General features: G+C 54.6%; 16 protein-coding genes. 2 read left to right on the top strand and 14 right to left on the bottom strand.

What is annotated here, in order from left to right; genetic code table 11:
- From DK872_RS12940 to DK872_RS12890, 11 genes are all read right to left on the bottom strand, one after another.
- Positions 1 to 1,704 (bottom strand): glycosyltransferase, encoded by a 1,704-nt coding sequence (locus DK872_RS12940; protein ID WP_072439560.1) that lies wholly within the window; start codon positions 1,702 to 1,704, stop codon positions 1 to 3.
- Positions 1,695 to 2,048, bottom strand: coding sequence for a hydroxymyristoyl-ACP dehydratase (locus DK872_RS12935; RefSeq protein ID WP_007369671.1), 354 nt, complete (start codon positions 2,046 to 2,048; stop codon positions 1,695 to 1,697). Before DK872_RS12935 ends, DK872_RS12940 begins: the two co-directional genes overlap by 10 nt.
- Positions 2,035 to 3,393, bottom strand: a complete 1,359-nt coding sequence (locus tag DK872_RS12930; protein WP_007369672.1) for an AMP-binding protein — start codon at positions 3,391 to 3,393, stop codon at positions 2,035 to 2,037. The genes DK872_RS12935 and DK872_RS12930 overlap by 14 nt, the downstream gene beginning before the upstream one ends.
- Complete coding sequence (locus DK872_RS12925; protein ID WP_370520905.1) at positions 3,390 to 3,971, bottom strand: hypothetical protein; 582 nt, start codon at positions 3,969 to 3,971, stop codon at positions 3,390 to 3,392. The genes DK872_RS12930 and DK872_RS12925 overlap by 4 nt, the downstream gene beginning before the upstream one ends.
- 6 nt (positions 3,972 to 3,977) lie before the next feature.
- On the bottom strand, positions 3,978 to 4,229 hold the full coding sequence (locus tag DK872_RS12920; protein ID WP_161518417.1) for an acyl carrier protein: 252 nt from the start codon (positions 4,227 to 4,229) through the stop codon (positions 3,978 to 3,980).
- Between the two features lie 12 nt (positions 4,230 to 4,241).
- Positions 4,242 to 4,499, bottom strand: a complete 258-nt coding sequence (locus DK872_RS12915; RefSeq protein ID WP_007369675.1) for a phosphopantetheine-binding protein — start codon at positions 4,497 to 4,499, stop codon at positions 4,242 to 4,244.
- 9 nt (positions 4,500 to 4,508) lie between these two features.
- Positions 4,509 to 5,282 (bottom strand): 1-acyl-sn-glycerol-3-phosphate acyltransferase, encoded by a 774-nt coding sequence (locus tag DK872_RS12910; protein ID WP_139201283.1) that lies wholly within the window; start codon positions 5,280 to 5,282, stop codon positions 4,509 to 4,511.
- Entirely contained in the window at positions 5,279 to 6,001 is a 723-nt protein-coding gene (locus DK872_RS12905) for a beta-ketoacyl synthase chain length factor (protein WP_149288194.1), read from the bottom strand. Before DK872_RS12905 ends, DK872_RS12910 begins: the two co-directional genes overlap by 4 nt.
- Before the next feature lie 75 nt (positions 6,002 to 6,076).
- Positions 6,077 to 7,135 carry a methyltransferase gene (locus tag DK872_RS12900; protein WP_007369678.1) on the bottom strand — a complete coding sequence of 353 codons (1,059 nt, stop codon included), beginning with the start codon at positions 7,133 to 7,135 and terminating at the stop codon, positions 6,077 to 6,079.
- A 73-nt stretch (positions 7,136 to 7,208) separates the two neighbouring features.
- Complete coding sequence (locus DK872_RS12895) at positions 7,209 to 7,598, bottom strand: hypothetical protein (protein WP_007369679.1); 390 nt, start codon at positions 7,596 to 7,598, stop codon at positions 7,209 to 7,211.
- Between the two features lie 419 nt (positions 7,599 to 8,017).
- Positions 8,018 to 9,067 (bottom strand): AI-2E family transporter, encoded by a 1,050-nt coding sequence (locus DK872_RS12890; protein ID WP_007369680.1) that lies wholly within the window; start codon positions 9,065 to 9,067, stop codon positions 8,018 to 8,020.
- Between the two features lie 146 nt (positions 9,068 to 9,213).
- Between DK872_RS12890 and DK872_RS12885 the strand changes: the two genes are divergently transcribed.
- The gene (locus DK872_RS12885) at positions 9,214 to 10,410 is read left to right on the top strand and encodes an MFS transporter (RefSeq protein ID WP_007369681.1); all 1,197 of its coding nucleotides are present in this window, start codon (positions 9,214 to 9,216) and stop codon (positions 10,408 to 10,410) included.
- Between the two features lie 93 nt (positions 10,411 to 10,503).
- On the opposite strand, the gene DK872_RS12880 is transcribed toward DK872_RS12885, so the two are convergent.
- The gene (locus DK872_RS12880) at positions 10,504 to 11,061 is read right to left on the bottom strand and encodes a DcrB family lipoprotein (RefSeq protein WP_007369682.1); all 558 of its coding nucleotides are present in this window, start codon (positions 11,059 to 11,061) and stop codon (positions 10,504 to 10,506) included.
- A 72-nt stretch (positions 11,062 to 11,133) separates the two neighbouring features.
- Positions 11,134 to 11,799: a 7-cyano-7-deazaguanine/7-aminomethyl-7-deazaguanine transporter gene (locus tag DK872_RS12875; protein ID WP_007369683.1), complete on the bottom strand. Its 666-nt coding sequence runs from the start codon at positions 11,797 to 11,799 to the stop codon at positions 11,134 to 11,136.
- A gap of 188 nt (positions 11,800 to 11,987) precedes the next feature.
- Here DK872_RS12875 and tusA point away from each other — a divergent pair, with 188 nt between their 5' ends.
- Positions 11,988 to 12,233 (top strand): sulfurtransferase TusA, encoded by a 246-nt coding sequence (gene tusA, locus DK872_RS12870; RefSeq protein WP_007369684.1) that lies wholly within the window; start codon positions 11,988 to 11,990, stop codon positions 12,231 to 12,233.
- Here the strand turns inward: tusA and zntA are convergent.
- Positions 12,230 to 14,446, bottom strand: coding sequence for a Zn(II)/Cd(II)/Pb(II) translocating P-type ATPase ZntA (gene zntA, locus DK872_RS12865; protein ID WP_149288196.1), 2,217 nt, complete (start codon positions 14,444 to 14,446; stop codon positions 12,230 to 12,232). The two genes, tusA and zntA, sit on opposite strands and share 4 nt — an antisense overlap.
- Between the last annotated feature and the right edge of the window lie 14 nt (positions 14,447 to 14,460).

The following is a 14,460-nucleotide window of genomic DNA, read 5'->3' as shown; positions in this document are numbered from 1 at the left end:
TTACTCCTTATCCATGGCTTGCGGTACGTGGTCGGGCAACCGCCAGAAATCAAAAAAGTTAAACCAGTCGAGTGGTGATTGCAGGGCGTAGTGCTCAAGGCGTGAAGCATAGTTATCGACGGCAGCACGCAGCGCCGCTTGCCGGGTTGCGCGTGGCATGGGCAGTGGATCGGCAAAGTGTTCGCAATGCAGACGTAATTTGCCGTTCTGACGCAGGGCAAACATTAACAGCACAGGGCAACGCAGCGCCGCCGCCAGAATAAACGGCCCCTGTGGGAAGGGTGCGGCGTGGCCCATAAAAGTGCTCCAGCATACCCGCCAGTCGCCACCGCGCTGTGGATTAACGGCAATACGATCGCCGACAATAGCCACCCATTCGCCTTTATCGAGCTTATCTTTCAGCAGCATGGCGGTGTCCGGGCCGATATGCGTTACCGGGATCAGGTGCACTCCGGCTTCGGGAGCCATCTCCTGCATGATCTGTTTAAAGCGTTGTGCGTTCTCATGGAACACCAGCGCATTGATCACTTTGCTGTTATGTAGCTGCGCCAACGCACGACAGGCTTCGACGTCGCCCAAATGTGACGCCAGCAACAGCTTGCCTTTGTTATCGTCCAGCTCCATCGCTGCTTCAGTGCCGGGTGCAAATTCAACGTCGCGACCTAACTGGAGCTCGCCGCGCCAGCCTGCCACTTTATCCAGCATGGCTTCGGCAAAACGCAGAAAGTGGCGATAGCTGCTGAGTTTTGCTGGTGCTGTTAGTCCACGCAGCGCCAGGGTGGTGGATACGCGCGCCAGCCAGAGCTGCGATGACCGACGTGCGTTACCCGCGCTAATCCAATAGACGGCAACAACCGGATAGAGCAACAGTGAGAATGCGCGTCGTCCAAGTACTCTCCAGACCAGCAGCATAAAGCGCATTCCCCATAATCCTTTCCTCTCCTGCTGCTGAGCCCAGTGCGAACCGGAGCGGCGAAACAGTAACGAAGGAATGCGCGGCAGCATGCCGAAGAAGAGTCGGGTATGCATCAGCGAAATGCGGACATTGTCTTTAAGCGCGTCAAAATGAGAGAGTCCGTCCTGCGGATAAGTCACGCGTGTCGGGACAAAGTAGCTGGGCGTTCCCTGCCAGTAGAGGCGAACCATCACTTCAGTGTCGAAATCCATACGCTTGCCCAGCGTAACGCGTTCCGCAAGATGTAGTGTTGAGGCGATGGGGTAGACGCGAAAACCGCACATGCTGTCTTTCAATTGCAAAGACAGCGTTTCTATCCATACCCACACGTGCGTGACCCAACGGCCATAACGCCGCGAACGGGGAATGGAGTCATCATAAATAGGCTGGCCGGAAATCAGCGCTTGCGGGTGCTGTCTGGCCAGCTCCAGCAGTTTGGGAATGTCTTCAATCGCATGCTGCCCGTCGGCATCCACCTGTATAGCGTGGGTAAAACCCGCGCGGGCAGCGTGTTGTAAACCACGAATCACCGCCTCGCCTTTACCGGCGTTTTGCGCCAGACGCGTCAGAGTCAGTGTTTCATGCTCTTTGGCCAGCGTTTCCAGTACCTGACGTGTCGCATCATCGCTACCATCATCGACGATAAAGCAGTGCAGACCTGTCGGTTGCAGACGTTCAATCACGCGCGCCATCATTGCGCCGTGGTTATAGCAAGGAATGACCACACACGGGTTAAATGTCACTGACATAAGCGAATCTTCCCGCTGCTACAGGTATGGCGTTCTTCGCCCACATGGCGCTGGTAGCTAAAGCTCAGTTGCTGCTTCTGTTCCTGCCAGTCGAGTATCAGCGTGACTCTATTTCCCGGCAGTAGCGGTGCCTGAAATTTGACGTTTTGAATACTGTGGAAACGGTAGCCGGGCGCGAGCATCAGCGCCACATAATGCATCACCCAGTCGAGCTGTGCCACGCCGGGTAGCAGCGGCTGAACCGCGAAATGACCGCGGAACCAGAACAGATCCTTCTCCAATTGGATGTCGATTTCTGCGTGAGCGGGCGACACCTGGCGGCGTTCAACTTCATGAGGTTTCATGAAATAACTCCTGTAGTTGCGCATAAACACGCTTGTTCATACTGTTGACGGGAATTTCCTCCAGGATGCGCCAGTAGCGCGGCACTGCCACCGGCTCCAGCCACGGAATCAGCGCCCTTCGCCAGGCGAGTTCCATTGCTTTGCTGTCGCAATTAAGCCACTGGCGGCGTGCTTCTTCTTCCAGCACCAGTAGCACTCCAACGCCCTGACGCCCGCCACGGGAGATGGGGAGTGCTGCCGCTTCCCGAATCCCCTCAAGCGCAAGTACACGTTTTTCTATTTCGCTGAGTGAGATGCGCTTTTCTTCGATTTTAACGACGCGCCCACGACGCCCGGCGATGTGGAACGTCCCGCTGCCATCGAGGATCAGGATATCGTCAAGCAACAGACCGTCCGGTTCGTGAATAATCGGTGAATGCGCGCGAAATGCGTCGCCTTCCGGCACAATCGTGACGCCCGGGAAAGGTTGCCACGGGATCATATCCTGCTGGCGGTGCCGCCAGGCCAGAATTCCCGTTTCCGTGCTGCCATAAATCTCGTCCGGTTGAATACCGCACCAGGCGGCGGTCTCCTGAACATCTGACCATGGCAGCATGCCGCCAGCCGAGAGAATGATGGTTACCGGCGGCGGCGTTAGCCTGGGATCAAGGCGTTTTAAGAAGGCGGGACTGCTGATAAACGCATAGCGATGATGGCTTTCCAGCGCGGCCAATTGCTCGGCGTAATAGAGCATTGCGGCATGTAGCTGCAGCCCGAGCGACATGGGCAGGAAGATGCGGAATGTCAGCCCGTATAAATGTTGTGGCACGACCGACGCGACGACACGACAGCCCGCCAGCTTGTCACCAAAACGCGCGGCCAGGATCGTCGCTTCGCGATCGAGGCAGGCTACAGGTTTGATGACACGGCGCGGTTGTCCGGTCGAGCCTGAAGTAAACAGCTCGATAAATGCCCCTTCACGAAGTGGCGGAAATGCGTATGTTTGCGCTGTGTGTATCGTGTTTGCCTTCACCACCGAATGTGGGCCATCCCAGCGTAAAGCGTGATCGCTCAGGACGCCCTGAAAGAGTGATTTTTGCTCAGCCAGCAGCGATTCCCGGCAGTGTCCGGGGATCACCGGGATTTTTCCGGCATGCAGCGTGCCCAGTAGCGCAACGATAAACAGGTAGCTGTTTTCAAAGCACAGCGCCCAGCGTTCCTCATCGTGCTTCTGTAGCCATACCATAAGCTGAGCGACATCGTGGCGCAGGTCTTCCAGCGTCCACGTCCTGTCGCCAAGCCAGGCGACAGGCGTGTCATTGGCCCGCGAATAGCTTAGCCAGGCGGTGAAGGGAAGAGTCTTCATTGCATCTCTCGTTTAATCAACTGGCGGCGTATCAGCCATTCACCGGCCATCAGTAAACCCATCAGTAGGTAGGAGATCATGCCATTCCAGAGCGTCCACAGACGCATATCGCCATACAGCGCCGTAAACAGCGCGATCCCACCGTTCAACATGAAAAAAACACACCAGACTTGCGTGACGCGGCGGGTATAGCGTACGGCTGACTCAGGAAGATCAGGTGTGCGCAGGCGCGCCAGACGCTCAACCAGCGGCATTTTGCTCCACAGTGAACAGCCAAATACCAACAACATGATGAGGCTGACGGTCACCGGGTAATAGAGCAAGAGCTGATGCGTTTTTAGCAGCCAGCTTGTTGCGCACAACGCGATACCGGTCAGCGCCACGCTGCGCGTAACAAAGCGCATCGGCGCCAGTGCTTGTCGGGCTTGCCGCAAACGGAAAAGCAGCATGACGGCCATCAAAGGGAGCAACCAGTGCAGACTGTTATGCGCAAGGCCGAACCAGACCACAAAGGGCCAGCAGAGCATCAATAACGCGGCGATCAGCTTCAGTCCCGTTTCCAGACGAGATCCAGACACGGTGGCTTATTCTTCGCGCAGAAGACGTTCTACGGCATCGACAACATCCTGTACGGTGCGCACGGCTTTGAACTCTTCCGGTTTGATTTTCTTACCGGTCTTTTTCTGTAGATGCACAATCATGTCGACGGCATCAATGCTGTCGAGCTCCAGATCTTCGTACAGACGGGCATCGGGAGAGATATCCTGCGGGTCGATTTCAAACAGCTTGATAAGAAGTGCAGAAACTTCCTGATAAATTTCGTTTTTCTCGGTCATAGCGAATCCGTTTTATGCGCGTTGGGACTGGATAAAAGATGCCAGCGTGGCGACAGAGTAGAAATGCTGGCGCATCTCTTCGCTTTCCGCTGAAAGTACCACCGCGTATTGATTTTTGATCGCCAGACCCAGTTCGAGCGCATCGATGGAGTCCAGTCCCAGCCCATCGCCGAAGAGCGCACTCTCGGTTTCGATGTCATCGGCGCTGAGTTCATCCAGATTCAATGTGCTGATAATAAGATTTTTAATTTCAAGATAGAGCTGTTGCATCATCCGTTCCTAAAAAAGTGCAAAACCTGATGTTAATTGACGCAGAAGATGCCGGTTAAGCTGTCTTGCCGCCAGCGCCGGTTCTTGCGATTCCGCATCATAAAATTGTTTTATTGCCACGCGTTCCCGCACTTTAACGGTAAAGAGCGGCTTGCGTGGTGGGACGTCATACCATCGGCTGTGTTTGTCCAGCAGATGTTCACTACAGTGGATAACCACGATGCGTAAATCACAACCGCAGCGCACGGCGATGTTTGCGGCGCCACGTTGCAGTGTCATTTTTTCGCCGGGCCGTGTACGCGTGCCTTCCGGGAAAATTAATATGGTTTCGCCTTGTCGAAGACGTTGTTCGCAGGCGGACAACAGTGTGTCTGCCTGGCTGTTGATCAAATAATCCGCTGCCTTAATGACACCGCTAACGAAGGGGTTGTTGAGCAGCGCGCTTTTGACCAGGCAGTCAGTTTCCGGCATCACAGAGGCCAGTAAAACGTAATCGATCAATGTCGGGTGATTCGCAATGACCAGACAACCGCGTTCGCTGCGCAGGGCTTCAATTCCCTCAATACGATAATCCAGCGCGCCAGTAAACTTTGCAGTGTTTAAAAACAGGCGGAAACTGGCGGCAATGCTGCGGCGCGCCAACATACGCCGCTTTGCTTTGTTACGCACAACGACGATCAGCAGATTAAACCAGACTAACGACAGCAGCAGACCACCGATGCCGAACAGCGCAAAGCACAGCCCGGTCATGAGTAAGCGCCACAGCCAGTTGAGACGGCTCATGCGCGGCTCCAGCGCCAGTTAAGACGCTCTCCGGTAATGCTGAAAGCAGATTCATTACGCAGATAATGCTGTAAAAACTGCACGCTTTGCGGCAATCGGGGTTCGCCATTCCCTTCTGCCACTTCGCTGACGCACTGAAAGGCGTCACCTGCTTCGATAACCAGTGCAACGGCATAGGCCCAGGTGGGCATATCCGGAGGCAATTCTGGATGATAAAATGCCGGCAGATTGCCGTCGAAATCCACCATCAACACGCGTTTATAGCCAGCCTGCAGGAAGCAAATCGTTTCACACAGCCCCTGCTGGAAAGTGTCGAGCCCGGCTGAAACGGAGGATGAAACAATTGGCTGTTCCATGGCGATGGTGAGATTACCCACTGCGGAGTTATGCACTGACATGGCAAAATCGGTAGGAGAGATATCCAGTCCGCTCGCCAGCGCTTGCAGGATGCGATAGTTGCGTTCCAGTTCACCGTGACGGCTGCTAAACACGACGGCATCCACCGCATGCTGACGCATTAGCGTCATACCGCATTCGACAGCCAGACGACTGCCAGAACTGAGGCGGCGCGCGGTCATCATCGGCAGCGCGGCCAGTTTCGCCTGCGGTAGTGCAGGATCGATGGCGCCACCACTCAGCGACCATTGTTGCCACTGTGTTGTTTCGCTCAAACCCGGTGCTCTGGCCAGCCAATCCGTAATATTCAGTGCAAATTTCATCAACGCGTATCCGCGAAAAACGGTTTTTCCATTGATGCCCGTCAGGCATCACGGCGGCACAGTTGCCGCTCTGTCTTATTTTTTATGACATATCAATAACGTATGCCCAACCCCGAGATTATCGAGGCGTTTTTCAATGCTGAATCCGGCCATTTCCAGATAGCGCAGAAAATTCTCTGCACTGTAAAAACGGCTGTTACCGTTCGCCATACAGGTGAAATACAGCGAGGTTGCATTCAGGCTGAATGCGGCAGCATCAAATTTTTGCGCATCCCAGAACAGTTCCATGATACACAGTCTGGCACCCGGCTTCATGACGCCAGCTATTTTATTTAACATCCCAACAATCTGTTCGGGAGAAAAGCAATCCAGGAATTGACTCATCCACCAGATATCAGCTTCACTGGGTAGTGGTGCTTCGCTAAGCATATCGACCGGATGGAAATGAATCCGTGCGGAAAGGCCTGCGGCATCAACATTTTTCTGTGCCAGTGCAATTTGTTCAGGCAAATCTAATAAGGTTACTGTGACATTTGCATCATATTTGCAGCAAGTCATCGCCCATTTCCCGGTATTGCCGCCAACATCGTACAGCCTTACAGGCTGGCTGGCGAATATATGTGGCAGCGCCGCTGTAAATGCCGCATCGGAATAATAATGATCAAAAGCGAACCAGCTATCCCGGGCCGGGTTTGGTAATTGCGATAAAGCCGGATAAATCGTTGGCCACTCGCCAAATACGCGCAGCCCTGCGGGTTTTCCGTGTCTTAAGGCGTCTTCAAGGAAATAAAGTCCCTGATAGCAAACGTCCTGGGAAAAATCCATATTCACGCGCGTCATCGGATCATGAAGCAGGAAATGTCCAACCTTCGCGATATAAAAACGATCTTCACTCTGGGTGATAATTCGCCCGCTAAGTGCCATGTCGAGCAACACGCTGGCGGCATACTCATCTGCCTCGCAACCTTCGACAACTTCATCGAGAGTGGCGCCCCGCTTTCCTTGTTTATCCAGAAATTCCAGCAGTCCAAATCTCCGCAAACAGACCGCGGTCTGAAATAACATTGGGGCAAAAGCAATACGCTGCGCTTCAGCTATCGCTTCCAGCGCGCTGAAGGGATCCTGTTCATACATGGTGTGCATAACCTTAATTAAGAGCACATTGATTATCGGACCGTTCCCGGTCCGACTTTAGGCAGAATGATAATTAAAGCGCAGCGCCTGTGGACAAATTCAGCTGAATATCTTTGTCGAGGTTGTTAACCCAGCGGTTGTAATTCTTATGAATTTTACCGTCTGAGGCTTTCAGGTTCAGGCTATTTTCGTAGTTAATTGAATAGCTGCTTGCCGAGTAGTTAACGCGAATTTCTGCAACATGGTCGCGACTTTGCAGGCGGCCTTTGATTACGCCAGGGCCTGCATCGGTCATGATCCACTGGCGTTGTTGACCCGCTTTCAGAATCGCAGCACGAACCTGCGCCTGAGAATGGCCCGCACTGACCGGAGTGGTAATATTATGAATGCTGGTTGTACGCGCGCAGCCTGTCAGCGCACCTACGACAGCAATCGCAGTCAGTAATTGAACAATCTTTTTCATGAGAACTCCGTATCAAATAAATATAAGATTGGTGACACATTTAATATCGTAAGCTAAGGCGAAATAATGATGTTGTTCTGAAGGTAAATGATACTGCCTTGATTTTTATGATGGAATCATATGGCTTTTACAGAACGAGCATAAAATACCATTATGTTTTGCGCAACGGTAGCTTTTATTAAGGCATGAGAACCCAAATGGTTAGTTGAACCGATGACTGCTGAGTTTCTTGATTAATAATTGGCTATTTAATTACGTTATATATTTGTTATGTTTATTATCTCATCTTAAGGTAAATTTTGCGATTTATCTGATGCGGGATTTAAAAATAAAAGCGCCCATAAGAATATGGGCGCTTTTATTTTATCAAGATTAACAACTGAGACTACAGATATAAAAATTCCCCGTTGGTAGGCATTTTACCCGGGCAGGCGGCTTTTCGGTCTGCCTGGCCCCAGCAAAATCGCCAGTTTGCTGCCACCGGTGGTGGTTTCCATCCAGATCTTACAGACACTGGTCAGCGGTACTGACAGGAGCATACCGATCGGTCCGAGCAGCCATCCCCAAATCAACAATGACAGGAACACCACCAGCGTGGACATCCCGAGACGGTGGCCCATCATGCGCGGTTCAAGAATGTTGCCAATCACCATATGTACTACCAGGAACAGCGCGCCAACCAGCAAGCATTCGTAAGCGCCATTGAACAGCAACGCCTGAATCATCGGTGGGATCGCGGAGAGCACCGAGCCGATATTCGGTACATAGTTGAGCAGAAAAGCCAGCACGCCCCACATTAACGCAAACTGAATATCCAGCAACACCAACCCCAGCCAGACAATCAGGCCGGTCCAGACGCTGAGCAGCGTTTTCAGCGCCAGATAGTGAGAGACGCCTTTTAACGCGCGGTGCAGCCCGGCAATATGCACCTGCGGGTTGGTAAGGGCAAAACGCATTTTGTAGGGAACGTGGCGTACTTCAAACAGCATAAACACCACGGTCATCACCAGTAGCACAATGCTGGCCATCGCGTTCGATAGCTGAGTCGCCATGGACGTTGCGAAAGTCATTAACCGCTCGGAGTCCATGCGTTGCAGTATGCGCTCTGGCGACATATGCAGCCGGAGGAAGGGCATAGCATCCTGCAACTGGAGAAATTTGCGCGTGAATTCGCGATTGTATTTCGGCAGCAGGGTCATAAAGTCATTCACCGATGCGGCAAGCACCGCGAGCAGTGCGGTGAGGAAAATCAGCATCACCAGCACCACAATTGCAATGGCGACCGGGCGTTTCAGGCCGCGGCGAATAAACCAGCTCACCAGTGGGTTAAGGACGATGGCGAAAAAGAGCGCCAGCAGCAGTTGCACAATAATGTCAGCGGCGGCGTGGATCCCGGCGAGGATCACCACCAGTGCTGCCAGTTTTAACAGAATATGAAGACCTGCCTGGTCCGGTTGAGGTTGTGTCATTCGGCATTCCTTTTGTCATCACGCCCGTTAAGTGTAGTGCCCCGTAACGTCTTCGCCCGACAGAGATATTCTTAAAGTGGGTGCTGATTTCTGCGCCCTGACGTGATAATAGTGAAACACTGTTGTGAATCTCTGGGTCAAACTTCATGCCTGAAAATGCCGCTGAACCGGCGCTTAGCGGATTGCGCCTCAATCTGCGGATTTTGTCCGTCGTTATTTTTAACTTTGCCAGTTATCTCACCATTGGACTGCCGCTGGCGGTGCTGCCTGGCTATGTCCATGATGTGATGGGTTATAGCGCCTTCTGGGCCGGGTTAGTGATTAGCCTGCAATATTTCGCCACGCTGCTCAGCCGACCGCATGCCGGGCGCTATGCCGATTTATTGGGGCCGAAAAAGGTCGTTATCTTTGGTCTGTGCGGTGCCTTTCTTAGCGGTCTCAGTTACTTGCTGGCGGCAATGGGCAGCAGCCCTGGCATATTAAGCCTGGTGTTGTTGGGCCTCGGGCGTGTGATTTTGGGTATCGGCCAGAGCTTTGCCGGGACCGGCGCGACGCTGTGGGGCGTGGGCGTTGTCGGTTCCATTCATATTGGTCGCGTGATCTCGTGGAATGGCATTGCCAGCTACGGCGCAATGGCGGTGGGTGCGCCGCTCGGCGTACTCTGTTACCGCTATGGTGGGTTACAGGGTTTGTCTTTAGCCATTATGGGCATTGCGTTGCTGGCGATTGTGCTGGCATTACCGCGGGCGAGTGTGAAGGCCAGCAAAGGCAAACCACTGCCGTTTCGCGCTGTGCTGGGGCGCGTCTTGCCGTACGGCATGGCACTGGCGCTGGGTTCGGCAGGGTTTGGCGTGATAGCGACCTTCATCACGCTCTATTACGCGGCCAAAGGCTGGGACGGCGCGGCATTTGCCTTGACGCTGTTCAGCTGTGCGTTTGTTGGCACCCGTTTGCTGATACCGAATGGCATCAACCGTTTTGGCGGCCTGAATGTATCGATGATCTGTTTTGTGGTCGAAACGCTCGGTCTGGTACTGGTGGGGCTGGCGGTAGATCCATGGATGGCAAAACTCGGTGTGTTTCTTGCCGGCGCCGGTTTCTCGCTGGTGTTCCCGGCGCTGGGCGTCGTAGCCGTGAAAGCGGTGCCGCAGAATAACCAGGGTTCCGCGCTGGCGACCTATACGGTGTTTATGGATTTATCGCTGGGTATTACCGGTCCGCTGGCAGGGTTGCTGATGGCATGGGCGGGCGTGTCGTCGATTTATCTGGCGGCGGCAGGGCTGGTGGCAATCGCCTTGTTGTTAGCCTGGCGATTAAAACAAAAGCCGGTGTCGGTGGGATGATTGCCCGCTAGCGCTCTGTTTATCGGGCCGACAGTGCCATTCGGCAATAAAAAAGGGAACCCGCAGGTTCCCTTTTTACCACTCGCAGCGTGATTATTTCACCACGATGGTATTGATGATGTTTTCTGCGGCGGTTTGCGCCTGCTGCTGGTTATCTGCCGGCAGCGTGACCTGCAAGGTCAGCAGTTTATTGTCGACTTTCCCCAGCACCACGGAAGACCAGGCTGTCTGACCTTTGGCCGAGATAATGCTGTCGAGTTGTTGCAGCGTCTGGCCTTTGATCTCAATCGCTTTATTGGTCACAACCTGCAACTGCGGGTCGCGGACACGTTGTTGATCTTCCAGACGTTTCGCCAGCGCCGCTAAATCTTCCTGCGTATTGTCGCCAACGATAACGATCACCGCTTTCTGGCCGGTGGCGTCGGAGTAAACGTGCATATTATTAGACTGGGTGCCCAGCTTGCCGCTCTGATCGGTCATATCCGCCGGCAGCGAAAAGCTGAGCTTGCCGTCAAGCAGCGTTACCGGCTGGCCTGTTGCATTGCTTTCAGCTGAAGCGGCCTGAACCGGCTTCTTGCTGTCGCTGTTATCACAGGCAGCCAGCCCGACGACCAGCAGGCCAATACCGACATATTTAACCAGATTGCGCATTGACTTCTTCCTTTCAATAAACAGCCATAACGGCTCAGCGCTCCATCTTATCACATCTGCTTAGCGGTACTCTTAACTGGCCTGCAACGCGTTAATTTCAGATTTGTCTGCCAGCCTTTTCAGTAACATATTCAATAACACACCGTACATCGGCAGGAAGAAGGCGATGCTGATAAGTACTTTAAAGCTGTAATCCACCAGCGCGATTTCCGTCCAGTGCTGCGCCATAAACGCATCCGGACTGCGCCAGAAAGCAATAAAGAAGAACGCAACGGTGTCGCTGGCGTTACCGAATACGGTGGAGGCTGCAGGCGCAAGCCACCAGCGGCGATTCTGACGCAGGCGGTTAAACACATGCACGTCGAGAATTTGCCCCAGCGCATAGGCCATAAAGCTGGCGCTGGCGATACGGGCGACAAACAGGTTGAAATGCGCGAGTGCGCCAAAACCCTGCCAGCTTCCCATATAGAACAGCGAAGAGATCACGTAAGAGGCCAGCAGCGCAGGCACCATCACGGCGAAAATAATGCGTCTTGCCAGCGGCGCGCCGAAAATGCGCACGGTTAAATCTGTCGCGAGGAAAATAAACGGGAAACTGAATGCGCCCCAGGTGGTCTGGAAACCAAAAATGGCGACCGGCAGCTGCACCAGATAGTTACTGGAGATAATCACCAGCAGATGAAAAAGCGAAAGCCAGACCAGCGCTTTCATGCGCTGTGAGGATGAAAATTGCGTCATATTGTGACCTTTTTGGTAAATGGGGTGAGGGAACCCAGTACTTTTTTGTGCTCTGCCACGCAGAGCCGCCGCATGATACTGCAACTATTGCCGGATGCAATGGTTAATTTTAACGCAATCGTTAACCTTGCTTGCGTCACAAAAAAGGCAGCGTAAACTAATGCGGTTTTTTCCCTTGCGAGATGAAGATGACCGATTTCTTTTCCACTGCTGACCATACGCTGGATGCGCAGGGTTTACGTTGCCCGGAGCCGGTAATGATGGTGCGCAAAACCGTGCGCAATATGCAGGTTGGCGAAACATTGCTGATTATCGCCGACGATCCGGCAACCACCCGCGATATTCCCGGCTTTTGTCGTTTTATGGAGCACGAGCTGGTTGCCGGGCAAACCGAATCACTGCCGTATCGGTACGTGGTGCGTAAAAGCCACTAATCTTTGCTGCGTAACAGGCGCAACGCATTGGCTGTCACCAGCACCGTTGCGCCGGTATCCGCCAGCACTGCCAGCCACAGCCCGGTCATTCCCAGCAACGTCGTCAGCAGAAAGATAGCTTTCAAACCCAGCGCCATGGCGATGTTCTGGCGAATATTGCTGTGCGTCGCACGCGCCAGGCGGATCATCTGCCCAATGCCGATCAGACGGTTATGCGTTAATGCCGCGTCCGCCGTTTCCAGCGCCACATCGGTGCCGCTACCCATCGCAATCCCAATGGTTGAGGCTTTCATGGCGGGCGCATCGTTGATGCCATCGCCTACCATCGCCAGCGGTGAACGCTGATTCAGCGCCTGTACCGCCTGCACTTTATCTTCCGGCAACAGACCGGCGCGGAAATCCAGCCCCAGCTCCCCGGCGATCGCTGCCGCCGCGCGCGGGTTATCTCCGGTCAGGATCACCCCCTGAACGCCCAGCGCATGCAGCGCGGCAACCGCTTCTTTGGCGTCATCACGCAGCGTATCCTGCAACGCCAGCGTGCCAATCGCTTCGCCATCGCGCTCAACCACAATCACCGTCTGGCCGAGGCTCTCCTGCTGATGAATGTGTGCTAACAGGTTCCCCAGCGTATCTTGCGGCAGTTTATCCGGTGCACTGATGCGAATATATTGCCCGTCAATCTGTGCTTCGATCCCTTTTCCGGCCAGTGTTCTCTGCGCTTGCGCCGTCGGAATCGGCAACTGGCGGCGCTGTGCTTCCTGTACAACAGCCTGCGCCAACGGGTGAGTGGAACCCTGTTCAACGGCGGCGCTGAGCGCCAGCAGTTCCGCTTCGTCGATCCCTGCCAGCGGCGTGACCGCGACAACCTGCGGTTTGCCAATGGTCAGCGTGCCGGTTTTATCAAATGCGACCTGGCGGATGCGACCAAGTTGCTCCAGCGCCGCGCCACCTTTGATTAACGCGCCACGCCGTGCAGCTACTGCCAGCCCGGAAGTAATCGCGGCTGGCGTAGAGATCACCAGCGCGCACGGGCAACCGATCAACAGCAATGCCAGCCCTTTGTAGATCCACGGTAACCACGGCGCAGCGAACAGCAGCGGCGGCACAACCGCGACCAGCAGCGCTACTGCCATAATCGCCGGTGTATAGATGCGGCTAAAGCGATCGATAAAGCGCTCAATTGGCGCGCGACGCTCTTCGGCCTCTTCAATCAGCTTGAGGATACGGTCGATAGCGTTTTCGCCGGGCTTCGATACCACTTCCAGCGTCACCAGCCGATCGATGCTGGTGGCACCGGCCGGTACTGATTCGCCGCAAGTGCGTTCCACCGGCACCGATTCGCCGGTCAGGGCACTTTCATCAAAACTGGCAAATGCCGACACCAGCTTGCCGTCGGCGGGTAAACGCCCACCCGCCGGAACTTCAATGGTGTCGCCTGGCTGTAACTCGCTGGCGGCGACCGTCTGGCGCTCACCGTTACGCAAGCGGATGGCGGTATCCGGTTTTAGCGCCATCAGTGCGCTTACGCCGCGGCGTGCGCGGCTGGCAGCCCAGCCTTCAAGGCGTTCGCCAATCAGAAACAGCAGCAATACCATCGCTGCTTCCGCCGTTGCGCCAATAAACAGGGCGCCAATCGCCGCCACGCTCATTAACGTTTCGATAGCAAACCAGCTACCGCTTTTGATTAAGCGCAGCGCCTGGCGGGCAATCGGCCACAGGCCGACCAGCGTGGTGGCGACAAAAGCCGCCTGGCCAAAGGGATGGTTGAACTGCTCCAGCGCCCAACTGAGCGCCATCATTACCATCAGGACAATCAACGGCAGGTTTTCCCGCAGCCGCGAAGGTGCTGGCTCGGGCGTGCTGTTCTCGCTGCGCAACTGGTAGCCAGCCTGCTGAACTGCCTGCTCGACGCGTTCGCGCACATCGCCGTTGGCCACAACGATCAGTTTTTCTGTCGCAAAAGTCACCTGAACCTGGCCAATGCCTTCAACCTGGCGGACAGCATTTTCCACTTTGCGGGCGCAGGCGGCGCAGTCCATACCAGACACCAGCCAGCTATAGCGTTCGCCTTCCGCGCTCAGCGCCGGTTTCGCCTTGCTTTCGCAGGCACCATCAGCGCAGCAGGATTGCGGTTTCTCCGGCAACGGGCGCAGTTTTATTGCCGCAAACTGTGGGGCTTTTTTCGTGTCGGCGGGCGAAGTGGGGGTCGGCATAGCATCCTCCGGTG

The organism is Kosakonia sp. MH5 (genome assembly GCF_009935945.1).
In the GTDB taxonomy this organism is placed as follows: domain Bacteria; phylum Pseudomonadota; class Gammaproteobacteria; order Enterobacterales; family Enterobacteriaceae; genus Kosakonia; species Kosakonia radicincitans.
The sequence above is the reverse complement of the archived record's forward strand: the minus strand, read 5'-3'. Positions and strand labels throughout refer to the sequence as shown.